We start from the raw sequence: 24,725 nt of genomic DNA, 5'->3' as shown, positions 1-24,725 counted from the left end.
GCCGAGGACACCACGATGCAGATGATCCGCTGCCCGCACTGCGGGCCCCGTGAGGAAACCGAGTTCCACTACGGTGCCGCGGCCGGTGTCGCCTATCCCGAGCGACCCGCCGACCTCGACGACACCGCGTGGGCACACTACTTGTTCTTCCGGCCCAATCCCAAGGGGGCGATGACCGAACGGTGGTGCCACACCACCGGGTGCCGCCAGTGGTTCACCGTCGAGCGCGACACACGCACGCACGCCTTCACCGGCGAGACGGTGCCCTCGCGGTCGCCCGCCACCGCATCCCCCACCGAACCCGCATCCGGAGCAGCCCGATGAGCACCACCGACCCGAAATCCACTCCCGCTCAGCCGTTCCGGACCGGAGCCGGTGGACGCATCGACCGGAGCACGCCGATCGACTTCGTGTTCGACGGGGTCACCTACCGCGGCTACGCGGGCGACACCCTCGCGTCGGCCCTGCTCGCCAACGGGGTGCGGGTGGTCACCACCAGCGTCAACCTCGGGCGCCCGCGCGGCGTCACCGGAGCCTGGGCCGAGGACGCCACCGCGCAGGTCGGCATCGACGCCCCGTTCGTGGAACCGATGGTGCCGGCCACCACCGTCGCCCTGTGTCCCGGCCTCGTCGCCCACGGGGTACCGGGCTGGGGAAAGCTGAGCAGCACCGTCGACGACGCCCGATACGACTCGCTGCACCACCATCCGGACGTGCTCGTCGTCGGTGCGGGCGCCGCGGGCCTGATGGCGGCCCTCAATTGCGCCCGTGGCGGAGCCCACGTTCTCCTGGTCGACGAGCGCAGCGAACCCGGTGGCCGTACTCCCGGCGTCGGCTGGGTGGCCGAAGCCGTCGCCGAACTCGATTCGCACCCGCACGTCAGGCGCCTGACCCGTACGACTGCGTTCGGTGCCTACGACGACGGTTTCGTCCTGGCCGTCCAGCACCGCACCGACCACCTCGGCAGCGACGCCCCCGCACACCTCTCCCGGCAACGGGTGCACCGTATCCGGGCTCGTCGTCTCGTTCTCGCCACCGGCGCCCACGAGCGACCGATCGTCTTCGCCGGCAACGACGTGCCCGGGGTCATGCTGGCCGGCGCCGGCGGTGACTACCTCAGCCGCTACGGCGTCCGGGTCGGCCGGACGGCCGTGGTCTTCACCGCATGCGATTCCGCCTACACCGCGGCCTTCGCGCTCGTCGATGCCGGGGTCTCGGTTCCCGCCGTCGTCGACGTCCGCCCGGCCGTCAGCGCGGACCTGGGCGAGAAGGCCCGCCGGCGCGGCATCCCGATCCTCGCGGGTACGACCGTGATCCGAGCGCACGGCACCGATGCGGTCACCGGGATCGACCTCAGCGACGGCTCGTCCCTGGTCTGCGACACCGTCCTGGTCAGTGGCGGTTGGAATCCGGCGGTGCACCTCTGGAGTCAACTGCGCGGAACCATCGCCTTCGACGACCGAGCCGCGACCTTCCTCCCCACGGGAACCGTGTCCAAGACCGAGATCGTCGGTGCCGCAGCGGGTTCGACCACCTTGGGCGACAGCCTGGCCGACGGTCGACGCGGCGCGGTGGCGACCCTCGCCGGACTCGGTATGGCGCCACCGGAGTTGCGCGCCATCCCGCGCGTCACCGAGCGGATTCCGGCCGCGCCGGCCGTCTGCTGGTACGTGCCCGACAGTCCCGACGACGACACCCTCTCGTTCGTCGACCTCCAGCGCGACGCGACCGTCGCCGACATCGCCCGGGCGCTGGGTGCCGGGATGCGATCGGTGGAACACGTCAAGCGCTACACCACCATCGGCACCGGGCACGACCAGGGCAAGACCTCGGGCATCGTCACCTCCGGCATCGTCGCGGAGATGCTCGGCATCCCCGTGAACGACGCCGGCACCACCACCTTCCGTCCTCCGTACACCCCGGTGACCTTCGCCGCGCTCGCCGGACGTGATCGCGGCGACCGGTACGACCCGGTGCGGCGGACCCCGATCCACGACTGGCACGTCGAGCGCGGCGCCGTCTTCGAAAACGTCGGCCAGTGGAAACGGCCGCGGTACTACCCGCGTGGCGGCGAGGACATGCACGACGCGGCCCTCCGCGAATGCGCCTCCGTGCGAACGGGAGTGGGCATCCTCGACGGCTCCACCCTCGGCGTGATCGATGTCGCCGGTCCCGACGCCCCGGCCTTCCTCGACCTGCTCTACACCAACATGATGAGCACCCTCGCGGTCGGCAAGGTCCGCTACGGCGTCATGTGCGGCGCGGACGGCATGGTGTTCGACGACGGCACCGTGATGCGGATCGCCGACGACCGCTACACCGTGTACACCACGACCGGCAACGCGGCGGCCGTCCTCGACTGGATGGAGGAATGGCATCAGACCGAGTGGCCGGACCTCCGGGTGTGGATGACCTCGCTGACCGACCAGGTGGCCACGTTCCCGGTGGTCGGCCCACGCTCGCGCGACGTGGTGGGCACCGTGTTCCCCGATCTGGACGTCTCGAACGATGCGTTCGGGTTCATGACGTGGCGGGACACCACCTTTCGCGGCGTGCCCGTGCGGATCGGGCGGATCAGCTTCTCCGGGGAACTCGCCTACGAGGTGAACGTCGGGGCCGGTTATGCCCAAGCGGTGTGGCAGGCACTCATCGACGCCGGTGAACCGCACGCCATCACCCCCTACGGGACCGAGACGATGCACGTCCTGCGCGCCGAGAAGGGCTATCCCATCATCGGCCAGGACACCGACGGCACCGTCACGCCCCACGACCTCGGGATGAGCTGGGCGGTCTCGAAGAAGAAGCCGGACTTCATCGGCAAGCGATCATTCGCGCGTGAATCCGCGACGGCGCCCGACCGCAAGCACCTCGTCGGACTGCTGCCGGTCGACGGCAGCACCCGGCTCCCCGAGGGTTCGCAGATCATCTCCCACCGCGTCGACCGCACCCTGCCACCGCCGCCGGTGCCGATGCTCGGGCACGTGACGTCGAGTTACCGCAGCGCCGAGCTGGACCGCCCGTTCGCCCTTGCGCTGGTGAAGGGCGGTCGCGACCTCATCGGCAGCCGGCTCGATGTCCCCATCGGCGACACGCTGTGCGAAGTCGAGATCACCACAACCGTTTTCGTCGACGCGGAAGGAGCCCGACGCGATGGCTGACACCACCGTGCATTCTCTGCCGGACAACGGCGCCCTCGAACCGGTTTCGCCGTTGCAGCACTGGTCGGCGAGGTTCGCCGAACTGGCCCCGGCCGTACTGCTGCGCCCGACATCGGTGGCACAGACGGTGATCCGACCGACCGAACCCGCCGCGGCGGAGCAGCTCGACCTGCCCGGTGCCTGCCGGATGACGCGCGACGGGGACACCACGGTCGTCTGGCTGGGTCCCGACGAGTATCTCGCCTACGCGGCCGGCATTGCACCGCACGAGTTCGCCGCGGCGATGGCCGACCGTGCGCAGGGCGGCGCGTATGTCGCCGATGCCTCCGGCCAGCGCACCCGCCTCGTCGTCGGCGGCCCGCACGCCGAGACGATCCTCGCCCACGGTTGCGCGATCGATCTGTCGCCGAGGAGCTTCGGGCCCGACGACGTGGCCCAGACACTGCTGGCCCAGGCCGCGGTGATCGTGCATCGCGTTCCCGACGGATTCGCCCTCCTCGTCCGCAACTCCTACGCCGACTACCTCGCCGCGTGGCTCGTCGACGCCGCCACCGAGTACGCCATCGTGCCCGCTCCTTCCCCGCTGCCGTAGAGGAACCACATGTCTCATCGATTCACCCTCACCCTGCGATGCCCGTCGCGCAGCGGCGTCACGCACGCGATCAGCTCGTTCCTCTACAGCCACGGTTGCGAGGTGCTCGACCATCAGCAGTACGACGACCCGATGACCCACACCCTCTTCGTACGTACCGAATTCGCGTCCGCCCACGAGTCCGGCTCGCAGCAGCTGTCGGCGGCTTTCGATCATCTCGCCACCGGTCTGGGCGCCGAATACTCGATCAACGACCAGACACCGCAGCGGATCCTGGTGATGGTCTCTCGACTGGGGCACTGCCTCAACGACCTGATCTTCCGCTGGCGTTCGGGCACCCTCGGCGGTGAGCTGGTCGCCGTCGCCTCCAACCACGCCGATCTGGCCCCGATGACCGAATCGGCCGGCCTTCCGTTTCACCATCTACCGGTCTCCCCGGAGACCAAGCCGGCGGCCGAGAACGCGATGCTCGACCTGGTGTCGTCCTACGACGTCGATCTGGTCGTCCTCGCCCGGTACATGCAGATCATCTCCGACGAGACCTGTTCGGCCCTGCGTGGCCGGGCGATCAACATCCATCACTCGTTCCTGCCGGGGTTCAAGGGCGCCAAGCCCTATCACCAGGCGCACCAGCGCGGAGTCAAGTACGTCGGCGCCACCGCGCACTACGTGACCCCCGATCTCGACGAGGGCCCGATCATCGAGCAGGAGGTCATCCGCATCGACCACACCCACGATCCGCGCCGACTCGCCACTGTCGGCAGCGACGCCGAGGCGCTGGCCCTGTCGCGCGCCGTGCGGTGGCACAGCGAGTACCGGGTGTTGATGAACGGGACCAGCACCGTCGTCTTCACCTGACCGGCCCCGGACCCGGCTCCTACAGACCCCACACCTGCCCGAAAAGGATTGTTCCCCATGGCTGCACCGAAAGTCGTGATCGTCGGCGCCGGCATCGTCGGTACCTCACTCGCCGACGAGCTCACCGAGCGCGGTTGGACCGACGTCACCGTCCTCGACCGCGGCCCGCTCTTCGCCACCGGCGGGTCGACCTCGCATGCGCCGGGCCTCGTCTTCGCGACGAATCCGTCCAAGACGATGACCGCGCTCGCCTCCTACACGATCGAGAAGTTCTCCGCGCTCGCTCATCCCGACGGCTGGTGCTTCAACCCGGTGGGCGGACTGGAAGTGGCCACCACCCCGGAACGGTGGGAGGACCTGCATCGCAAGGCCGGGTGGGCGGCCGCTCGTGGCATCGAACACCGACTCGTCGACCCCGCGGAATGCGCTGCGATGCATCCGCTCCTCGAACGCGATGCCGTCCTCGGCGGGCTGCACACGCCGAACGACGGCCTCGCGAAAGCGCTGCGCGCGGTCGAGGCCCAGGCCCGCCGCGCGATGGCGCGCGGCGCCGAGTTCCGTGGCGGACAAGAGGTCATCGACGTGGTCGAGGCCAACGGCGAGGTGCGCGGGGTGCGCACCTCGACCGGAGTCGTCGACGCCGACATCGTGGTGTGCTGCACCGGTTTCTGGGGCCGCGAATTCGGCCGCCGGGTGGGACTGACCATCCCGTTGGTACCGATGGCCCATCAATACGCGATCACCACCCCCGTCGCCTCTCGCAGGGGCGTCAACTCCGCTTTGGCCGAGGCGACGTTGCCGATCCTGCGCCACCAGGACCGCGACCTGTACTACCGCGAACACGGCGACCGGATCGGCATCGGCTATTACGGTCACCGGCCGATGCCCTCGGACGTGGGCGATCTGGACCACGACACCGCGATCACGTTGGCGGACATGCCCTCCAAGCTCATGTTCACCCCGGAGGACTTCGACGACGCGTGGCAGCGCTCGGTGGCCCTTCTACCCGAACTCGGCAACGGCAAGGTCGAGGAGGGCTTCAACGGGATCTTCTCGTTCACCCCCGACGGCCATTCGGTCATGGGCGAACATCGCGACCTGGCCGGTTTCTGGGTCGCCGAGGCCGTGTGGGTGACCCACTCGGCGGGCGTCGCGAAGACGATGGCGGAGTGGATGATCGACGGCATTCCCGGTGTCGACGTCCACGAGACCGACCTGTACCGCTTCGAAGACGACGCACTCACCGACGACTTCATCCTCACCACGAGTTCGCAGGCCTTCGTGGAGGTCTACGACATCATCCACCCGCACGATCAGCGCAAGGCCCCGCGCAACGTGCGTCTCAGCCCCTTCCACGATCGCGAGGCCGAACTCGGAGCGGAATTCTGGGAGAGCGGACTCTGGGAGCGGCCCGCCTGGTACGAGGCCAACCGTCCGCTGCTCGATCAGAAGCTCGCCGACGGGCTCGTCGTACCGGAGCGCGACAGCTGGTCGGCCCGGCACTGGTCGCCTGTCTCCGTCGCCGAGGCGGCGCATACCCGCAGCCACGTCGCGATGTACGACATGACCCCGCTGACCCGGTTCGAGCTGTCGGGTCCGGGTGCGCTCGCCCTTCTTCAACACCTCACCACCAACAAGATGGACAAGTCCGTCGGTTCGGTGACCTACACGCTGATGCTCGACGAGAAGGGCGGCATCCGTTCGGATCTGACCGTCGCCCGGCTCGCCGACGACGTGTTCCAGGTGGGCGCCAACGGTCCGCTGGACTTCGACTGGATCAACCGGCACCTCCCGGCGGACGGCTCGGTCGTCCTGCGCGACATCACCACGGCCACCTGCTGTCTCGGTCTCTGGGGCCCGCTGGCGCGCGACGTGCTGGCACCGCTCACGCCGGCCGACCTCACCAACGACGGCCTCCGCTACTTCCGTGCGCTCACCACCACCGTCGCCGGAATCCCGGTGACCCTGATGCGTGTCTCGTACGTGGGCGAACTCGGTTGGGAGATCTACACTTCCGCGGCCGGCGGACCGGCGCTGTGGGACGCGGTGGCAGCGGCGGGCGATCCCCACGGCATCATCGCGGCCGGCCGGATCGCCTTCAACAGCCTGCGGATCGAGAAGGGTTACCGGGCGGCCGGTTCCGACATGACCACCGAGCACACGCCCGCTGCTGCCGGGCTCGGTTTCGCCATCCGCAAGACCGCGGACGACTTCCTCGGCCGCGCCGCCCTGGCCGAGCGTGATGCGCCGATCACACTGCGCACCCTGCGTTTCACCGATCCGGCGGCGGTCGTCCTGGGCAAGGAGCCGGTATCGGTGGGCGGCCGGGTCGTCGGCTACGTCACCAGCGCCGGGTGGTCGGCGACGGTCGGCGCGTGCCTGGCCTACGCCTGGTTGCCCGCCGACCTCCCCGACGACACCTCGGTCGACGTCGCCTACCAGACCACCCATCACACGGCCGTCGTCATCGCCGACCCGGTGGTCGATCCCCAGATGACCCGGATCCGGAGATGAGCGGTTCCGGGTACCGACCGCCGCCCGTGAACCGCCCGGGACGGTTTGCCGCGGTTCGCGACGCGGTTCCGGTCGCACCCGCCCCCACCGGTACCCTGGGCGCTGCGATGACTGAGCAGAGTGCGGAGACCGAACGCCCGGGGGGCGCGGTCGATCGGGCACTGCAGGTGTTGGAGCTCATCGGGTCCGCCGGGTCGGCCGGCATCACCGAACTCGCCCTCGAGCTCGGCGTTCACAAATCCACCGTCTCCCGAATCGTCTCGTCACTCGAGGCACGCGGTTTCGTCGAGCAGGTACCGGACGGTCGCAAGTACCGGATCGGCCTCACGGTGGTCCGCCTCGCCGGGTCGACGATGGCAACCCTCGACATGACCAGATGTGGGCAGGACACCTGTGACGCGCTGGCCGCGCAGACCGGTGAGACCACCAATCTCGCCGTCCTCGCCGAGTCGCAGGCCATCAACGTCGTCGAGGCCAAAGGGCCGTCCGCGGTCGCCCTCCGCACCTGGGTGGGCCAGGCCTCCCCCGCTCACGCGACGTCCTCGGGGAAGGTCCTGCTCGCCGGTCTGTCCGAAGACGAGGTGCGCGAGACCTTCGCGGGCGGGTTGACCAGGTTCACCGACCACACGGTCGTCGACATCGACGACCTCGTCGCCGACCTGCGCGAGGTCGAGCGCCGGGGTTGGGCGATGGCGGTGGAGGAACTCGAGGTCGGCCTGGTGGCGATTGCCGCACCGGTACGCGATCACACGGGCACCATCGTGTGGGCCCTGAGCGTCTCCGGCCCGCGCTATCGGCTCGACCCGGACGACACGGAGGAGCTGACCGCGACCGTCGTCTCTGCGGCCGCCGATCTCAGCCGCATGTTCGGCTACCGTGCGGCGGGTTCGGCCAGCGCCCCCGGGATCATCGAGAAGTCGTGACGTCGGCCGGCCGCCGCCCACGTGGCCGCAGTCGGGGAGATCTGGTCCACTGGAGTACATGCGCGACGTCCTGCGGTCCCTGACCGAACTCCTCGACGACGACGACGCACGTCCGGTCGCACTCTGCCGGGTCGTCGGCGCGTCGGGATCGGCACCCCGCGAGCTCGGCGCGGCCATGATCGTGACCGAGGACGACACCGTGATCGGTTCGGTCTCCGGTGGCTGCGTCGAATCAGCTCTCGTGCACACCGCCCGCGACGTCCTCACCGACGGGGTCGCGATCGTCGAACAGTACGGCGTCGACGATCCCGACAGTCCCGCGCCGGGTCTGACCTGCGGCGGGCACATCGAAGTTCTCGTCGAACGTGTCGCACCGAGCAGCGGTCGGCGCGGCCAGCTCGACCGACTCGCGGCGGCGATCGACGCCGGCGAACCCGTCTCGTGGGCCACGACCCTCACCGACGAGACCGACTGGTACTTCGCCACCGCCGCCTCACAGCAGCCGTGGCGCCGCCTCGACCGCGACGTCGCCGACCTCCTCGCCACCGGCCGGACCGGCCTCATCGGCGTCGACGACTGCGATGCCCCGTCCGACGAACGTCCCCGGACCTTCGTGCAGACCTTCGGGCCGCCGGCCCGGTTGATCCTGGTCGGCGCCAACGACTTCGTGCGTGCACTCAGTTCGATCGGGGCCGGTCTCGGCATGCGGGTGACGGTCGTCGACGCACGACCGGTGTTCGCCACCCCCGAACGCTTCCCCGACGCCGACGAGATTGTCGTCTCCTGGCCGGATCGCTTTCTGGCGGAACAGATCCGGGACGGCCGGGTGGGTCCGTCGACCGCGGTCTGCGTGATGACGCACGACCCGAAATTCGACGTACCGACCCTGCAGGTGGCACTCGGCTGCCGGCAACTCGGCTTCGTCGGTGCACTCGGGTCGCGGCGGACGGTCGCCGATCGCGACGAACGCCTCCGCGAGGCGGGCGTCGACGACATCCAACTCGCCCGGCTGCGCTCACCCCTGGGCCTCGATCTCGGCGGACACACCCCGGGCGAGGTCGCAGTCGCCATCGCGGCGCAACTCATCGCCGAGCGGCACGGCGCCACCGGCGCACCGCTGCACGCCGGTGACGGACCGATCCACCGCCGGTAGCGTCGGCCTCCGCGTCAGGACCCGGTGAACCGCGGCGGACGCTTCTCGGCCCGGGCCGCGCGGCCCTCCCGCAGGTCGTCGCTCTCCCACGCACGCATCATCGCCGCCGCCCGATCCTCGGGCGCGGCGTCGCGCGCACCGTCGCCGTTCAGGACGAGCTTGTAATGCTGCAGCGTCAACGGGGCGAGGCCGGCGATCGTGTCCGCCCAGTGCTGCGCGTCGGCGAGGTCGCCGATGCGGTTGGCGAACCCGAGTGCGTGCGCACGGTCGGCGGTCAGCGGATCGCACCCGATCAGCATCCCCCGGGCCTGCCCCGCCCCCACCAGCGACACCAGGCGTCGGATGGTCCATTCGTCAACGGCGACACCGAGTTTCGCCGCCGGTATGCCCGCGATCGCATCCGGTGCCATCACCCGGAGGTCGGCGGCCATCGCCAGCTGCAATCCTGCGCCGATCGCGGAGCCGTTCAGCGCCGCGAGCACGGGCACCGGGGATGACTCGATCTTTTTCAGGGTCCCGACGAGGGTGTCGAGAAAGCCCTTCTCGTACACGGGACCGGACAGGTCGGCGCCGGCACTGAACACCGGCCCCCGCCCGGTCACCACGATGGCGCGTGCGCCGGACCCGAGGGCGGCGTCGAACGCATCGGACAGGCCGGCGACCATCTCGTCGTTCAGGGCGTTGCGCTTGTCGGCCCGGTCCAGCTCGATCGTGACGACCGCCCCGTCGGTGGTGGAGTGAATCATGGGCCCCAACCTACCCACCGCACCCATTCGACACGTCGTGACAAGGTGGGGACGTGCAGATCTCCCCGGCCGGCGCAGCGCCCGCACCGCACTCGGATGTGTTGATCATCGGCGGCGGACAGGCCGCACTGTCGGCGGCCTATTTTCTCGAGCGGTTCGGCCTCGGCGATCGCTACCAGATGCTCGACCACGCCCCCGGGCCCGGCGGGGCCTGGCAGTTCCGGTGGCCGACGCTCACCCTCGCCACCGCCAACCGCGTCCACGACCTGCCGGGGTGGGGCCTCGTCGAGGCTCTCGGCCTGGACTGTGATGAGCTCCCGGCGGCCACCGCCGTCCCCGAGTACTTCGGGCGGTACGAGGAGAAGTTCGGTCTGACCGTGCATAGACCCGTGCACGTGCGCGCCGTGCGCCGCGAGGACGACGGCTTCCGCGCCGAGCTGGGCGACGGCGGGTCGGTCACCTCGAAACTCATCGTCAACGCCACCGGCACCTGGGACCGTCCGTTCATCCCACATATCCCCGGGGCCGCCGATTTCCGCGGCCGGCAGCTGCACACGCACGACTACACCTCGCCCGCGGAGTTCGAGGGCAAGCGGGTCCTGGTCGTCGGCGCGGGCATCTCCGCCATCCAATTGTTGATCGAGATCGCCCGGGAGGCGCCCGGCAGCGAGACGTTCTGGTGTTCCCGGCGCGAGCCCGTCTTCAACCCGGAACCGTTCACCCCCGAGCAGGGGCGCGAGGCCGTCGCCCGCGTCGAACGGCGGGTGCGCGCCGGGCTCCCACCCACCTCGGTGGTGTCGGTCACCGGGCTGGCACTCACCCCCGCGATCGCGGCCGCGCAGCGCGACGGAATCCTCGCGTGGCGCCCGATGTTCACACGCATCACCGAGACCGGGGTGTGCTGGGACTGCGACGGACCATCCGGCGACTCCCCCGATCACCCGGACGTCCCGGAGCACCTGGATGTCGACGTCATCTTCTGGAACACCGGTTTTCGCAGCGCCATCGACCATCTCGCCCCGTTACGCCTGCGCGCGCCGGGTGGCGGCATCACGATGGCCGGCCGCCTCGCGACGGTCGTCGACGCCGATCCCCGGATCCAACTGCTCGGCTACGGCCCGTCGGCCTCGACGATCGGGGCCAATCGCGCCGGGCGGGAGGCGGCACGGGTCGCGGCCGAGCTGCTCGGGGTGCCCTTACGCTCTTCTGGGAACACGGCGTAGTTGTCACCACTTGACAAGGTGTTGTGTTTTCACAACACTGAGTCAGGTGAGTCCAATACGCCGTGGGGAAAAGCTCCCCATCTACAACCGCATCGGCGTGCTGCGGGCGGAGCGTCGGATGTCGCGGGCCGAACTCGCCGCAGTCGTCGGCATCAACGTCCAATCGGTGGGCGCACTCGAGCGCGGCGACAACTACCCCAGCCTCGACCTGGCGTTCCGCATCTGCGACGTCTTCGATTTACCGGTGGAGGCGGTGTTCAGCCGGCACGAGTTCGAGGCGATGTCGTCGGCGCTGTACCGGCGCCAATCGTCGCCCCGTCAAGAACTGCACCCAGCCACCCACACCGACGAGTCCGGAGGTGAACGATGAACGACCCCAATTCGGCCATCCCCGAGGAGGCCACACCCGCCCTCTGGCGCCGCTACGAGGAGTGGCGGGGCCGCCGGCACCAGGAGTTCAACGACAAGAACGCACACCGCCTCACCTCGTGGCGCACCCGGCGAACCTATCGACGACTCGTGCTCGTGCAGGCGTTCTTCGCCATCCTGCTGATCCTCAGCTCGATTCTCGCGTTCTTCGACACCGGTATCTTTCTGGTGCCCTTCCTGATCGGACTCGCCGGCATCATCACGACCCTGTACCTGACGCGGATCGTCACCGGGTCGATCGCCGACACGCCGGTCACCGCTCTCGATGAGATCCAGGTGGCGCAACGCAATTCGGCGCGTTCCATCGGTTTCACCGTTCTGTACAGCCTGATGTTCATCCCGTACGCGGTGCTGGTCGTCCTCAGCTTCGACGACCAGGTGTCCGGCCAGGCGGTCTACGGATCGGCCATCCTGCTCATCACGCTCGTCCTGGCCGCGATCTGCGTACCGACCATGCTCACCGCCTGGTGGATGGCGGATCCGGACCCCGAGGATCTCGAAGCACTGCCATCGGATACGACAACCATTCCCAGTGAGGAGAGTGCGCAATGACCGCACCACTGATCGTCGACGGGCTCCACAAACGGTATGGAGACCTCATCGCGCTGCGCGACATGACCTTTTCCGTCGACCCGGGTGAGATCTTCGGGTTCGTCGGCAGCAACGGCGCCGGCAAGTCCACCACCATGCGCATAATCCTCGGCGTGCTGGCCGCCGATGCCGGAGAGGTTCGCCTCGGCACCCAGCCGATCGACCTCGATCTGCGTCGTCGAATCGGGTACATGCCCGAGGAGCGAGGCCTGTACCCCAAGATGAAAGTCGGCGAACAGCTGACCTTTCTCGCACGGCTGCACGGGATGTCGGCGGCCGAGGCGCAGGACTCCGTCAAGCGGTGGACCGACCGCCTCGGCGTGGGCGCCCGCCACGACGACAACGTCGCCGACCTGAGCCTCGGCAACCAGCAGCGGGTCCAGCTCGCCGCCGCCCTGGTCCACGATCCCAGCGTCCTGGTACTCGACGAGCCCTTCTCCGGCCTGGACCCCGTCGCGGTCGACGTGATGAGCGACGTGCTCAAAGAGAAGGCAGCCGAGGGCATCCCGGTGATCTTCTCCTCGCACCAACTCGACCTCGTCCAGCGGCTCTGCAACCGTGTCGGCATCATCGCGCGCGGTGAGATGCGCGCCCTCGGCACGGTCGACGACCTGCGTGCACGCGAGGGCATCACCCTCGAGATCACCGGGCCGCGTGCCGATGTCGCGTGGGCCGACTCCCTGCCCGGTGTCCGCGGCGTCGACTACGGCGAGACGACCCGCCTGCTGATCGACCCGGATATCGCCGACGATCAGCTGATCCTGGCGACCGCCCTCCGGAACGGGCCGGTGCACCGGTTCGCGACCTCGACCCCGTCCCTGACCGACCTGTTCCGAGAGGTGGTTTCCGCATGACCACGCTACCCGACACCCCGGTGGCAACCACCGGTTCCGATCCGAGAGCATCTGCCGCACAGGCGATCCGACTCGTCGCCGGCCGCGAGATCACCACGCGCGCCAAGACCAAGTCCTTCGTCGTCAGTACCGCGCTGCTGATGATCGTGATCGTCGCCGGGTCCATCATCATCAACCTGTTCTCCGGCGGCGACGACGTCGAGAAGGTCGCCGTCGTGGGTCAGCCGGCCGCCGTCACCGAATCCATCGTCTCCATCGGTGAGGCCTCCGGCACGACGATCGCCACCGAGCCGGCCGACACCGTCGAACAGGCACGCGATCGGGTCAACAGCGGCGACGTGAAGGCCGCGCTGGTGCCCGGAGAGACGCCGGGATCGTATGTGATCATCACCAAGGACAGCCTCGAACCGGCTGTGGAGGGCCCGATCCGCACCGCGGTGTCGCAGGCGAATCTCTCTGCGGCACTGGCCGAACGCGGTGTCGATTCCGCCACCCTGCCGACCGTGGACATCTCGGTCTCGCAGACCGAACCGGACAACCCCGACGAGGGACAGCGCCTGCTCATCGCGATGGTCGGGGTGGTGCTGCTCGTCACCGCGATCATGATGGGCGGCACGATGGTCGCCGTCGGCGTCGTCGAGGAGAAGACGTCGCGCGTCGTGGAACTGCTCCTGGCGACCATCAAGCCGCTGCATCTGCTGTGGGGCAAGATCATCGGCATCGGTGTGGTCGCCCTCGGGCAGGTGGTGCTGCTCGGTGCCACCGCGCTGATCGCGGGCACCGCGACCGGAATCCTCACCCTTCCGGGCGCCGCCATCGGGATGTTCGCGGCGGTGATCGCCTGGTTCCTCCTCGGCTTCCTGTTCTTCTCCTCGCTCTACGCGGCAACCGGGGCCATCGTCTCCCGGCAGGAGGAGCTGAACTCGTCGTCCGCGCCGCTGACATTCCTCGCGGTCGCGGTGCTGTACTCCGGCATCTTCGGTGTGCAGGCAATGGATTCGACGTTGATCGAGGTGCTCAGCTGGATACCGCCGTTCAGCGCGGCACTCATGCCGATGCGCATCGCGACCGGTGACACCGATGCCGTCCAGATCATCGTCACCTTCGGCCTGATGGGCGCCGCCTGTGCTGCGGCCACCTGGATCGCCGCGCGGATCTACCAGCGGTCCATCCTGCGCACCGGCTCGCGGATCGGCTGGGGCGAGGTACTCAAGCTCGCCCGCTGAGCCTGAGGAGCGAGCTTGCGAGCGTCACCCTCCGGCCCCTGAGGAGCGAGCTTGTGAGCGTCACCCTCCGATCCCTGAGGAGCGAGCTTGCGAGCGTCACGAAGGGTCCTGTTGCGATGCGTGGCAGGACCCTTCGCCGCGCCCTCCGCTGGTTGAGCCGGCAACGAGCCGCTAGGCGAGTCGCCCACCCCCGCTGGTTGAGCCGGCAACGAGCCGCTAGGCGAGTCGCCGTGTCGAAACCACCTGGCGACCACCCCTTCCCTCCGCTGGTCGAGCCGATACCCCCCCTCCGCTGGTTGAGCCGGCACCCCGCTCCGCTGGTTGAGCCGGCAACGAGCCGCTAGGCGAGTCGCCGTGTCGAAACCACCTGGCGACCAGACGAACCGAGCCCACTCCAGGCCAAATCCCACGAATCGGTCTGCACACCAATACTTCTGACTACCAGACCGCCCAGCGAGTCGACCCTCCGGTTTTTGTCGGTGGTCGGGTTTAGATTGGTTGGTAACAGAACACACCCCGGAAAGGGGTGGGTCGAACAGGCGTCGGGGGGCGTTGTGCGGGTGTGGACCGATCTACCGGGCGAGTACATCGCCGGGGTCGATCCTGCCTACGCCGCCGAGTCCGACATGGTCATGTTGATGGCCGGCCTCGACGCCACCCGTCGCGGCGAGTCCTACCTCGCCTGGCACCGCTATCAGACGATCGCGGCGATGACCGACCGCCTGATCACCACCAGCGCGTCCGGGTTCGTGATGGACGGCCATGCCGATTGCGCGGCCCGCATCGCCCGCCAGGCCGGGGTGTCGCGCCGGCATGCCGAAACCCTGATCGATGAGGCGATCGCGCTGCGGGATCGGCTCCCCGAGGTTGCCGACACCCTGCGTGACGGGGTCCTGGCGCAGTGGCAGATCCGGTTGGTCATCTCCCGCACCGAACTGATCCCTACCGATGACCCGATCACCCCAGTACTTGATGCCGAGATCGCCGACACTGTGCGCCGCCGAACAGGTGTGTGGGATCGGGCGCGCCTGCGCGACATGGTCGACCGCCTCGTGTTCCGCCACGACCCCGACGCGGTACGCCAACGCCGCAAAGACGCGATGGATCAACGTGGGGTGTGGACCCACGAACTGCCCGACGGCACCGCCGAACTCACCGCCGTGATGTCGGCGGAGAACGTGCGGATCTCGGCCAAAGCCGTCGCCATCCTCGCCGACACGGTCTGCAAGCGAGACGCCCGCACCCAGGGGATACGACGATCCGATGCGATGTTCGCGCTGTTGACCCGCACCAGCTTCGACTGCCAGTGCGACGATGAACAGCCGTGCACTGCCGACATCCCGGACCCACAGAGCGTCCTCGACGCGGTCCGCGCCGAGATCGTGATCCACGTGGTCACCGATGCCGCCACCCTGGCCGGGGCACCCGGGGTCGGGTTCCTCGACGAACACGGCATCATCAGCGACGAACACGTCCGTGACCTCGCCGCCCGCCCGGACGCCACCCTGACCCCGGTCACCCCCGCCCGCACCCAACCCACCTACGTCGCCCCCAGCACCAACGACGATGACCAGCGGCGGAGCGCGCAACGCCCGGCACCAGCCGACGACACCCGAGCCGACAGCGAGAATCATTCCACCGCAACGCACTTCGGCGACTCGACCGATGCCACCGCCGCATCGGTCGCAGTGGTCTACCCGGCGACCCATCCCGGCAACGGGTACCGGCCCACCACGTCGTGCGCCGACTTCGTGCGAGTCCGGGACGGCTACTGCACCGAACCCGGCTGCACCCGTTCGGCATTCGCCTGCGATCTCGACCATGTCACCGAGTACGACCACACCGACCCCGCCCGCGGTGGGGCGACGTCGAGTGAGAACCTCAACACCAAATGCCGCCCCAGTCACCTCTTCAAGACCCACGGGGACTGGGTTGATGTGCAGTACCGCGACGACGACGGACGCCTGGTCACCGACTACGAGACCCCCGAAGGGGTCACTCTGCCCGGCGATGCCGAAACGCTGGAAGACACCTTCCCCAACCTGCGGCGCATCCGGTTCGAGCAAGCCGCCCAAGCCCCACCCACCCCACACGTCATCGCCTCCGACGACAACCCGGAGCGCACGCACAGCCGACTGGACGCCAAACTCGCCCGCCGGCGACAAGAACGCGCCCGAAACAAACGAGCCCGCGAAGAACTCGACCGCATCGACCCACCACCGTTCTGACGAACTCAGGATCTCTACGGATGGAAGGCCAGTTCGTCTCAGGACCGACTGACCCGCCCGCTCGTCCGGCAGCACGGTCGGCTGGTCGAGACGACGTGGGACGACGCAATGGGACGCATCCCTCGACGCTGGGGACAGCGGAGCTAAGGCGGGACTGGTGCAGCCTGTTGTGCGGCATGTGGTTTCGACAAGCTCAACCAGCGGGGGACGTCGCAGGAAGCTAGATCTGGCCGAAACGCCGGAGCGCTTCCTCACGCTCGGCCTTGTGATCGACCATCGGCTCGGGATAGTCGTCGGCGTCGACGTCACCGACCCAGCGTCGGATGTACTCGCCGTCGGGATCGAACTTCTTGGCCTGCGCCTCGGGGTTGAACACCCGGAAGTACGGCGCCGCATCGGTTCCCGTGCCGGCGGCCCACTGCCAGCCGTGGTTGTTCGATGCCATGTCACCGTCGATGAGCTGCTCGAGGAACCATTCCGCTCCCCACCACCACGGCAGGTGCAGGTCCTTGACGAGGAAGGACGCGGTCACCATGCGCACCCGATTGTGCATGTACCCGGTCTCCGCGAGCTGACGCATCCCGGCGTCGACGAGCGGAAAACCGGTACGCCCTGCCTTCCACGCGTCGAAACGCTCGTAGGCCTTCTTGTCGGTGTCGAGGTCGATGCCGTCGAACTGTCGATTCCAGTTGTGCCACAAGCTATGTGGCCAGTGGAACAGCACGTCGGCGTAGAAGTCGCGGAAGGCGAGTTCGCGTAGATACGCTTGCGGCCCCCTCGAGGCTCCGTCGCTGCGCTCCTTCGCACCTCGGGGAGCAGAACCAGACTTGCCGAGATCGGCGGCCATCGTGCGGGGATGGATGTTGCCGTATTTGAGATACGCCGACATCCGGCTGGTGCTGTCACCCGCGGGATCGTTGCGGCCGGAGTCGTAGTCGGCGAGACCGTTGTCGACGTACTCGGCCCACCGCTCGAGCGCCGCGTCTTCACCGGCGGGCAACGACAACCCGGTCGGCGACTTCGGTATCTTGATGCGCCCGGCCTTCGTCAGGTCCGACGGGTCGACGATCTTCTTCGCAGGCACCGACGAGTCGGCGGGCGCACGCCAGCCGTGGTCACGCCACCGCTTGAAGTACGGGGTGAACACCTTGTACGGCTCCCCGTCGTCTTTGGTGACGCGACCGGGTGAGACGAGGTACGGCGACCCGGTCGCCACGAGCTCGATGTCGCCGAGCGCGTCGGCGACGGCCTCGTCGCGTCGGCGGCCGAACGGGGCGAAGTCCTCGGAGATGTGCACCCGTTCGGCGTCGACCGCCCGGGCCAGCTTCGGGATCTCGACCTCGGGTCGGCCCCGCACGACCAGCAGCTTGCCGTCGAGCTTGTCGTCCAGTTCCCGCAGGGAGTCGAACAGGAACGCGAGCCGCCGCTCGCCCGCGGACTTCTCCAGCCGCGGGTCCACCACAAAGCAAACGAGGACCGACGAATCGGTCCTCGAGGCGGCCGCGGCGAGCGGCGGGAGGTCACTCAGGCGTAGATCGCGCCTGAGCCAGACCAGTTCGGTGGCGGACGTCAGCCCACTCCGAGCAGGTCGATGACGAACACGAGGGTCCGTCCCGAGAGACGGTGTCCGGCACCGGCGGAGCCGTAGGCCAGCTCGGGCGGAACCGTCAGCTGGCGGCGTCCGCCGACCTTCATCCCGGGGATGCCTTCCTGCCAGCCCGGGATCAACCGGTCCAGCGGGAAGTTGGCCGACTGGCCGCGATCCCACGACGAATCGAACTCTTCGCCCGTCTCGTAGTCGACCCCGACGTAGTGGACGTCGACGATGCCGCCGCGAGCGGCTTCCTCGCCCTCGCCGACGATGAGGTCGGAGATGGTGAGGTCGGCCGGCGGGGGTCCCGCCTGGAACTCGACCACTGGCTTCTCGGTGCTGGTCACTGGACTCTCCTTTGAGTCGGGTGTTCGGCGGTCAGGCGGTGCGTCGGAACGGTCGCTCAGCGATCGCCCATCTGCACGTAGTCGCGTTCGGTGTAGCCGGTGTAGAGCTGACGCGGACGGCCGATCTTGGTGGTCGGGTCCTCGTGCATCTCGCGCCAGTGCGCGATCCACCCCGGCAGGCGTCCCAGCGCGAACAGCACGGTGAACATGCGCGTCGGGAAGCCCATCGCACGGTAGATGACACCGGTGTAGAAATCCACGTTCGGGTACAGCTTGCGCTCGATGAAGTAGTCGTCGTTGAGGGCGACCTCTTCGAGACCCTTGGCGATGTCGAGCAGGTCGTCCTGCACGCCAAGCGATTCCAGGATCGTGTCGGCGGTCTTCTTCACGATGGCGGCGCGCGGGTCGTAGTTCTTGTAGACGCGGTGACCGAAGCCCATCAGCTTGACGCCGGCCTCCTTGTTCTTCACCCGCTTCATGAAGTCCTTGGTGTCGCCACCGTCGGCGCGGATGTCGTCGAGCATCTCGAGCACGGCCTGGTTGGCGCCGCCGTGCAGCGGGCCCCAGAGCGCGTTGATGCCGCCGGAGATCGACGTGAACAGGTTGGCCTGCGACGAGCCCACCAGGCGGACGGTCGAGGTGGAACAGTTCTGCTCGTGATCGGCATGCAGGATGAACAGCATGTCGAGGGCCTTGGCGACCTCGGGGTTGACCTCGTAGGGCTCCGCGGGGAAGCCGAAGGTCATCCGCAGGAAGTTCTCGACGAGGCTCAGCGAGTTGTCGGGATACAGGAACGGCTGTCCCGCCGACTTCTTGTACGCGTACGCCGCGATGGTCGGCAGCTTCGCGAGGAGGCGGATCGTCGACAGCTCGACCTGCTCGTCGTCCTTGGGATCGAGCGAGTCCTGGTAGTAGGCCGACAGCGCGTTGACCGCACTCGACAGCACCGGCATCGGGTGCGCGTTGCGGGGGAATCCGTCGAAGAAGCGCTTGAGGTCCTCGTGCAGGAGGGTGTGGCGCTGGATCTTGGTGGTGAAGTCCTCGAGCTGCGACGGAGTCGGGAGCTCCCCGTAGATGAGCAGGTAGCTCACCTCGATGAAGGTCGACTTCTCGGCCAGCTGGTCGATCGGGATTCCGCGGTAGCGCAGGATGCCGGCGTCACCGTCGATGTAGGTGATGGCCGACTTGGTCGACGCGGTGTTCACGAAGCCACCGTCGAAGGTGGTCAGATTGGTCTCGGCCAGGAATTTGCCGAGCGCGACCGAGTCGGTGCCCTCGGTGGCCTTCAGGATCGGGAGCTCCAGCTGTCCACCGGGGTAGGTGAAGGTCGCTGAGGCCGTGTCGGACGCCTGGTCGGCTGGGACTGTTTCAGCAGACACACGAACCCCTTATTCAGATCAGAGATTTTTACAGTGACCGGGTAGGACACACAGGTACAACCTAGTCGCTTCTCAGCTCGCCCGCCCACGGAGGGTCGGCGCCGGGCCTCGAGACCGTCACCGCAGCCACGTGAGCTGCGAATTCAGCCGCTTCCCGCCACTGCTGGAGGGTCAGGGATCGCACCGCTCCGGGCGTGAGTCGACCACGCCGGTCCAGGTGGTTGACAAGGCCCCCGAGCACGCTGTCCCCGGCACCGATCGTGTCGACGACATCGACGGACGGAGCCGGTGCGGTCACCTCACCGGCCGCAGTGCGAACGGTGAGGCCCGAAGCTCCCTCCGTGGTGACGACCGCGGCCACACCGTCGGCCAGCCAGTCTGTCGTCGTACTTCCCGCGGACCCCTCGTTGAGCCAGGCCGCGTCCTCGTCGGACAGTTTGACCACGTCCACCGACGACATCCAGCTCCGGAAGCGTCGTCGATAGGCCTCGGGGTCGGCGATGACCGCGGGCCGGATGTTCGGGTCCAACACCACGACTCGGCCCTCGGCCCGGCATCTGCGCATCAGGTTCTCGTACACCGTGGCACCGGGCTCCAGGACCAGAGATAGGGTCCCGAAGGTGACCGCCGCCACCGTCGGCGGCAGTGCGCCGGGATCGCCGATCGCGCGATCCGCGGTGCCCTCCACATAGAAGGAGTAGTGCGCCGAACCGTCGTCAGCGATGGTCGCGAGGGCCAACGAGGTGGGGTCGTCACGACGCTGGACCAACGCGGTTCCCACGCCGGCGGCCCGGAGTGCGTCGAGGACCGCATCGCCATAGGTGTCGGTGGACACCGCGGACAGCAGAGAGACCGCACTCCCCAACCGGCCCAGCGTGATTGCCACATTGAACGGGCCACCCCCGAGGGCGGGCTGCAACGGCGCCAGACCGCCGGCGGTCGTGTCGTGCCGGCCACCGCCCTGCTGTACGACATCGACGAGCGCCTCACCGCAGACGACGATCTCTCTCACTCTGCCTCCTCACGGCCCGCGCCGGGCACCCGCATCCGGCGTCTCGTCTCGAGTCTGCCATCGGGGCGTGGACACCTCGACGAGTTCGCGCGCCGGAACCTTGTGTCGCGCGGGGTAAGTTCGTTGGATGCACGAGCTGCCGGCGGGCCCCGACGCGGTGGTCCTCGACTTCTCGGCCGACCACTCACCGTCGGCCGCGGTACTCAGCGCGGTCGCGGCGCTCCGCGAAGCGATCCGGGGTGGTGAACTCCCCGAGGTCACCGACCTCGTGCCCAGCGCGCACACCGTCCTGGTCCAGGCCCGTCCCGACCGCGGGCTGGACGAACTCGGTGTCCGCCGGGCGCTCCGGCGTCGGAAGCGCGCGGGCGATCCCGACACCCACAGCACCGACGAGATCGTCATCCCGGTCGTCTACGACGGTGCCGACCTCCCGGATGTCGCTGCGGCACTGGAGATGACGACCGACGAGGTGATCGGGCTGCACTGTCGCACCCGATGGCGCGTCCAGTTCATGGGCTTCGCACCGGGTTTCGGGTATCTCGTCGCCGACGACGAGGCAGCGCATCCGTTCGACGCCGTCGGCCGACGCCGGGAGGCCCGCACGAATGTTCCGGAGGGGTCGGTCGCGATTGCCGCCGGGTACAGCGCGGTGTACCCGAGGTCGAGTCCCGGCGGGTGGCAGTTGCTGGGCCGCACCCATGTTCGGCTGTGGGATGCCGGTGCCGATCCCCCCGCCCGGCTCGCTGCGGGCCGGGTGGTCCGCTTCGTCGACGCCGGACGCGACGACACATGACCTCGCTGACCGTTCTCGCGACGGGACCCCTCGCGACTGTTCAGGACCACGGCCGACCCGGCTACGCCGATCTCGGTGTCCCCGGTTCCGGCGGTGCTGATCGTGGGGCCCTCGCGCTGGCCAATCGCCTTGTGGGCAACGCGGAGTGGGCGGCAGTCGTCGAGACGACGATGGGCGGGTTCCGGGCACGCGTCGACGCCGACGTCCTGGTCGCGGTCACCGGGGCGGATACCGTGGTGCGCCACAACGGGGTCCCCGCGGGGCTGGCCGCGGCACTGGTGCTGCGCGCCGGTGACGAGCTGGCCCTCGACACCCCCGGTTGGGGGTTGCGCAACTACATCGCCGTGCGGGGTGGGCTCGACGTCGAGCCCGTACTGGGTTCCCGGTCGACCGATACGCTGTCCGGGCTCGGACCGCCACCTCTCGGCACGGACGACCGTCTGCCCGTGGGCCATGCGGCGGGCGATTGGCCCACCGCGTTGTCCGCCCCCGCAGACCGCGACCACCCTCCTGTCGTCGCGCTGGAGTGCCACGAGGGTCCGCGGGCCGGGCATCTCGAGTCGCCGTCCGATCTGTTCGTCGGAACGTGGCTGGTCGGGTCCGACAGCAATCGGGTCGGGGTGCGGATCGACCGCGCGGAGGGGTCGGCGCAGCCGCTCCTCGCCCATCGCGCCGGCGCCGCCGAGCTCCGTTCGGAGGGGATCGCCCACGGGTCGGTCCAGGTCCCGCCCAGCGGCCGTCCGGTGATCTTCCTCGCCGATCACCCGGTCACCGGCGGCTACCCCGTGGTGGCGGTCCTCGCCGCGGGCGCGGTGGACCTGGCCGCGCAGCTGGTGCCCGGATCGGAGATCCGATTTCGTCGGAGCTGATCGGAGATCCGATTTCGTCGATGCTGATCGGAGATCCGATTTCGTCAGTGCTGATCGCGCGGACACGATGTTTCGCCTTCGACCGCCGCGGGAACGCATACGAGCGTCCCGATAGGAGGTACGAGCGTGAGTGATCCGTCTGTGAACGACTTGTCGACCGTGCAACTCGTCGAACGTCTGCAACAGCAGACGACGACCCTGGTGAAGACCGAACTACAGCACGCCGTCGCGGAGATGAAGGGTAAGGGCACCCGCATCGGGGTGGGTGCGGGGATTTCCGGCGCGGGCACGCTGCTGGTGTTGTTCGGGCTCGGCACGCTGGTCGCGGCGGCCGTGCTCGGACTGGCAAACGCCGTGCCGGCGTGGCTGGCAGCGGTGATCGTCGGCGTCGTGCTGCTGGTCATCGGCGGGGCCGCCGCGGCGATCGGCGCCAAGCGCGCCAAATCCGCTGTGCCCCCGGCACCGGAGCGAACCGTCGAGAGTGTCCAGCGTGACGTGGCGACTGTGAAGGAGCACCTGTAGATGAGTGAGACACATCCCGACCAGAATCCGACCGACAATCCGCCGCCGATCGAACAACAGCGGGAGGAGCTGGCCGAGACGGTCGACGCTCTCGCGGCCAAGCTGGATGTCCCGGCACGGGTGAACGAGGCGGCGTCGAAAACCGCGCATACCGCGCAGGTGAAGGCCCAGGAGAACCAGACCGTGTTGATCGGTGCGGCCGTCGCCGCGGTGGTGGCGCTGGGCGCGTTCATCGTGATCCGCCGCCGTCGTCGCTGACCGGCCGTCGTCGCTGAGAGGCCGCCGTCGGGCGGTTGTAGTCGAGCCAAGAGCAAGGAGCTGTCATGAGTGCCGTATCGAAGGCGATGTACAAACCGATGTCCCTCGCGACCAGCGTGCTCGGCGGTATCGCCGCCGGCGCGGTGTTCGGGCAGATCTGGAAGCGGATCTCCGACGACGAGTCGGCGCCCGATCCCAAGGATCTCGAGCGCAGCAACACCGAGGTTCTCGTGGCCGCCGCGCTGCAAGGACTCGTGTTCGGTCTCGTTCGCGCCGCCGTCGACCGCGCCGGAGCGCGCGGGTACCGGGCGGTGACCCACGAGAATCCGGAGTGACTCCCGGTAGACCTCGGTTGACACCCGAGTGAGACGAACCTATCGTTTCGTCTCATGGCCGAGGTTCTGCACGCTTCCCAGGACACCTGTCCCGTCGACGCCGCGTCGGCCGAGGCCACATGCCCGGCCGGCGCGGCGTCGTCGGCGACACACGGGTACGAACCCCTTGGCTCGGATTCGCTGACCTGGCAGATCTGGGGGACCTGGACGGGGATGTTCCAAGGTCTGTGGGCCGGGTCGATCCAGAACATGCATCCCAAGCTGGGTGCGGCGGTGTGGGACCACTCGGACTTCTTCGGCGAACGGTGGCAGCGCCTGATGCGCTCCCTGTACCCGATCAGCGGCGTCGTCTTCGACTCCGTCATCCCGGGTGCCCGGACGGGGGAAGAGGTGCGCGACTACCACCTCACCGTCAAGGGCACCATGGAGGACGGGTCCCGCTATCACGCATTGGATCCCGACGTCTTCTACTGGGCCCACGCCACGTTCTGGTACGGCAACGTCCGACTGTGCGAACGCTTCGGCCCCTTCCTCACCGAGGACCAGAAGCGTCAGCTCTTCGAGGAGTCCAAAGCCTGGTACGCCCAGTACGGCGTCTCCATGCGTCCCGTCCCGGAGACCTACGAGGACTTCCTGGAGTATTGGGACCACATGTGCCGCAACGTGCTTCGTGATCACGTATCGGTCCGCACGGTCCTCGACATCACCCAGCTGCCGCCCCCGCCGTTCCTGAGCTTCATCCCGACGTGGCTGTGGGACCGGTACCTGGTGCCGCAGAACCAGAAACTGTTCATGTGGCTGACCACCGGGTTCTACGACGAGCCGATCCGCGAGATCCTCGGGCTCGAGTGGACCGACAAGGACGAACGTCTATTCCGTCTGGTGGGTAAGGGCATCAACCTCGTGATGCACAAGCTCCTACCCAAGCGAGCGCTGCGCCACCCCCGACCGCGCGATGCGTGGGATCGCGTGCACGGCAAGGTCGCCGTGGATGCACCGATCGTGCACACGCCGACGCGCAATCTCCCGCCGCAGAGCGAGCGCGGCAACCCGATGCACTATTGCCCGGTGACCGCGGCACGGCGGGCGTCGTACCCGGGTGTGCTCACCGCGGACTGACATAC

General features: G+C 68.5%; 24 protein-coding genes. 19 read left to right on the top strand and 5 right to left on the bottom strand.

Features of this window, described 5'->3' with window-relative positions; genetic code table 11:
* Positions 1–15: 15 nt before the first annotated feature.
* The 7 genes from LEL84_RS21330 to LEL84_RS21300 all read left to right on the top strand — a co-directional run bounded on the left by LEL84_RS21330 (position 16) and on the right by LEL84_RS21300 (position 9,198).
* Positions 16–324, top strand: coding sequence for a sarcosine oxidase subunit delta (locus LEL84_RS21330; protein ID WP_065630783.1), 309 nt, complete (start codon positions 16–18; stop codon positions 322–324).
* Complete coding sequence (locus tag LEL84_RS21325; protein ID WP_226512728.1) at positions 321–3,158, top strand: 2Fe-2S iron-sulfur cluster-binding protein; 2,838 nt, start codon at positions 321–323, stop codon at positions 3,156–3,158. Before LEL84_RS21330 ends, LEL84_RS21325 begins: the two co-directional genes overlap by 4 nt.
* On the top strand, positions 3,151–3,750 hold the full coding sequence (locus LEL84_RS21320; protein WP_226512727.1) for a sarcosine oxidase subunit gamma: 600 nt from the start codon (positions 3,151–3,153) through the stop codon (positions 3,748–3,750). Before LEL84_RS21325 ends, LEL84_RS21320 begins: the two co-directional genes overlap by 8 nt.
* 9 nt (positions 3,751–3,759) lie before the next feature.
* Positions 3,760–4,608 (top strand): formyltetrahydrofolate deformylase, encoded by an 849-nt coding sequence (purU, locus tag LEL84_RS21315; RefSeq protein ID WP_068972041.1) that lies wholly within the window; start codon positions 3,760–3,762, stop codon positions 4,606–4,608.
* Positions 4,609–4,665: 57 nt separating this feature from the next.
* Positions 4,666–7,122, top strand: a complete 2,457-nt coding sequence (locus LEL84_RS21310) for a GcvT family protein (RefSeq protein WP_226512726.1) — start codon at positions 4,666–4,668, stop codon at positions 7,120–7,122.
* Positions 7,123–7,229: 107 nt separating this feature from the next.
* Complete coding sequence (locus LEL84_RS21305; protein ID WP_226512725.1) at positions 7,230–8,045, top strand: IclR family transcriptional regulator; 816 nt, start codon at positions 7,230–7,232, stop codon at positions 8,043–8,045.
* Positions 8,046–8,103: 58 nt separating this feature from the next.
* Positions 8,104–9,198, top strand: a complete 1,095-nt coding sequence (locus LEL84_RS21300; RefSeq protein ID WP_226512724.1) for an XdhC family protein — start codon at positions 8,104–8,106, stop codon at positions 9,196–9,198.
* Between the two features lie 14 nt (positions 9,199–9,212).
* Here LEL84_RS21300 and LEL84_RS21295 read toward each other — a convergent pair whose 3' ends face one another.
* Entirely contained in the window at positions 9,213–9,944 is a 732-nt protein-coding gene (locus LEL84_RS21295; RefSeq protein WP_226512723.1) for an enoyl-CoA hydratase, read from the bottom strand.
* Positions 9,945–9,997: 53 nt separating this feature from the next.
* On the opposite strand from LEL84_RS21295, the gene LEL84_RS21290 reads away from it, so the two are divergent.
* The 6 genes from LEL84_RS21290 to LEL84_RS21265 all read left to right on the top strand — a co-directional run bounded on the left by LEL84_RS21290 (position 9,998) and on the right by LEL84_RS21265 (position 16,495).
* Positions 9,998–11,167 carry an NAD(P)-binding domain-containing protein gene (locus tag LEL84_RS21290; RefSeq protein ID WP_078113440.1) on the top strand — a complete coding sequence of 390 codons (1,170 nt, stop codon included), beginning with the start codon at positions 9,998–10,000 and terminating at the stop codon, positions 11,165–11,167.
* 46 nt (positions 11,168–11,213) lie between these two features.
* Positions 11,214–11,537, top strand: coding sequence for a helix-turn-helix transcriptional regulator (locus LEL84_RS21285; RefSeq protein ID WP_058251583.1), 324 nt, complete (start codon positions 11,214–11,216; stop codon positions 11,535–11,537).
* Complete coding sequence (locus LEL84_RS21280) at positions 11,534–12,148, top strand: hypothetical protein (RefSeq protein ID WP_058251584.1); 615 nt, start codon at positions 11,534–11,536, stop codon at positions 12,146–12,148. Before LEL84_RS21285 ends, LEL84_RS21280 begins: the two co-directional genes overlap by 4 nt.
* Positions 12,145–13,041, top strand: coding sequence for an ABC transporter ATP-binding protein (locus LEL84_RS21275; RefSeq protein WP_211540090.1), 897 nt, complete (start codon positions 12,145–12,147; stop codon positions 13,039–13,041). Before LEL84_RS21280 ends, LEL84_RS21275 begins: the two co-directional genes overlap by 4 nt.
* Positions 13,038–14,267: an ABC transporter permease gene (locus LEL84_RS21270; RefSeq protein ID WP_211540088.1), complete on the top strand. Its 1,230-nt coding sequence runs from the start codon at positions 13,038–13,040 to the stop codon at positions 14,265–14,267. Before LEL84_RS21275 ends, LEL84_RS21270 begins: the two co-directional genes overlap by 4 nt.
* A 560-nt stretch (positions 14,268–14,827) precedes the next feature.
* Positions 14,828–16,495, top strand: coding sequence for an HNH endonuclease signature motif containing protein (locus LEL84_RS21265; RefSeq protein ID WP_226514379.1), 1,668 nt, complete (start codon positions 14,828–14,830; stop codon positions 16,493–16,495).
* 220 nt (positions 16,496–16,715) lie between these two features.
* Here LEL84_RS21265 and LEL84_RS21260 read toward each other — a convergent pair whose 3' ends face one another.
* The 4 genes from LEL84_RS21260 to LEL84_RS21245 all read right to left on the bottom strand — a co-directional run bounded on the left by LEL84_RS21260 (position 16,716) and on the right by LEL84_RS21245 (position 20,824).
* Positions 16,716–18,068 (bottom strand): cryptochrome/photolyase family protein, encoded by a 1,353-nt coding sequence (locus LEL84_RS21260; RefSeq protein WP_413466992.1) that lies wholly within the window; start codon positions 18,066–18,068, stop codon positions 16,716–16,718.
* Positions 18,065–18,433 (bottom strand): FKBP-type peptidyl-prolyl cis-trans isomerase, encoded by a 369-nt coding sequence (locus tag LEL84_RS21255; RefSeq protein ID WP_058251588.1) that lies wholly within the window; start codon positions 18,431–18,433, stop codon positions 18,065–18,067. Before LEL84_RS21255 ends, LEL84_RS21260 begins: the two co-directional genes overlap by 4 nt.
* Positions 18,434–18,489: 56 nt before the next feature.
* Positions 18,490–19,812, bottom strand: a complete 1,323-nt coding sequence (locus tag LEL84_RS21250; RefSeq protein ID WP_078113443.1) for a citrate synthase — start codon at positions 19,810–19,812, stop codon at positions 18,490–18,492.
* A gap of 61 nt (positions 19,813–19,873) precedes the next feature.
* Positions 19,874–20,824, bottom strand: a complete 951-nt coding sequence (locus LEL84_RS21245; protein ID WP_211540761.1) for a carbohydrate kinase family protein — start codon at positions 20,822–20,824, stop codon at positions 19,874–19,876.
* 127 nt (positions 20,825–20,951) lie between these two features.
* On the opposite strand from LEL84_RS21245, the gene LEL84_RS21240 reads away from it, so the two are divergent.
* The 6 genes from LEL84_RS21240 to LEL84_RS21215 all read left to right on the top strand — a co-directional run bounded on the left by LEL84_RS21240 (position 20,952) and on the right by LEL84_RS21215 (position 24,720).
* Entirely contained in the window at positions 20,952–21,617 is a 666-nt protein-coding gene (locus tag LEL84_RS21240; RefSeq protein WP_211540760.1) for a 5-oxoprolinase subunit B family protein, read from the top strand.
* The gene (locus LEL84_RS21235; RefSeq protein ID WP_226512722.1) at positions 21,614–22,486 is read left to right on the top strand and encodes a biotin-dependent carboxyltransferase family protein; all 873 of its coding nucleotides are present in this window, start codon (positions 21,614–21,616) and stop codon (positions 22,484–22,486) included. The genes LEL84_RS21240 and LEL84_RS21235 overlap by 4 nt, the downstream gene beginning before the upstream one ends.
* A 126-nt stretch (positions 22,487–22,612) precedes the next feature.
* Complete coding sequence (locus LEL84_RS21230; protein ID WP_035718303.1) at positions 22,613–23,008, top strand: phage holin family protein; 396 nt, start codon at positions 22,613–22,615, stop codon at positions 23,006–23,008.
* Entirely contained in the window at positions 23,009–23,266 is a 258-nt protein-coding gene (locus tag LEL84_RS21225) for a DUF3618 domain-containing protein (protein ID WP_068970279.1), read from the top strand. It begins immediately after the preceding gene.
* A gap of 65 nt (positions 23,267–23,331) precedes the next feature.
* The gene (locus LEL84_RS21220; RefSeq protein WP_058251595.1) at positions 23,332–23,601 is read left to right on the top strand and encodes a DUF4235 domain-containing protein; all 270 of its coding nucleotides are present in this window, start codon (positions 23,332–23,334) and stop codon (positions 23,599–23,601) included.
* Between the two features lie 54 nt (positions 23,602–23,655).
* Entirely contained in the window at positions 23,656–24,720 is a 1,065-nt protein-coding gene (locus tag LEL84_RS21215; RefSeq protein WP_226512721.1) for an oxygenase MpaB family protein, read from the top strand.
* Positions 24,721–24,725 lie beyond the last annotated feature (5 nt).

Source organism: Gordonia sp. WA4-43 (assembly GCF_020520305.1).
GTDB lineage: Bacteria > Actinomycetota > Actinomycetes > Mycobacteriales > Mycobacteriaceae > Gordonia > Gordonia hongkongensis.
The sequence above is the reverse complement of the archived record's forward strand: the minus strand, read 5'-3'. Positions and strand labels throughout refer to the sequence as shown.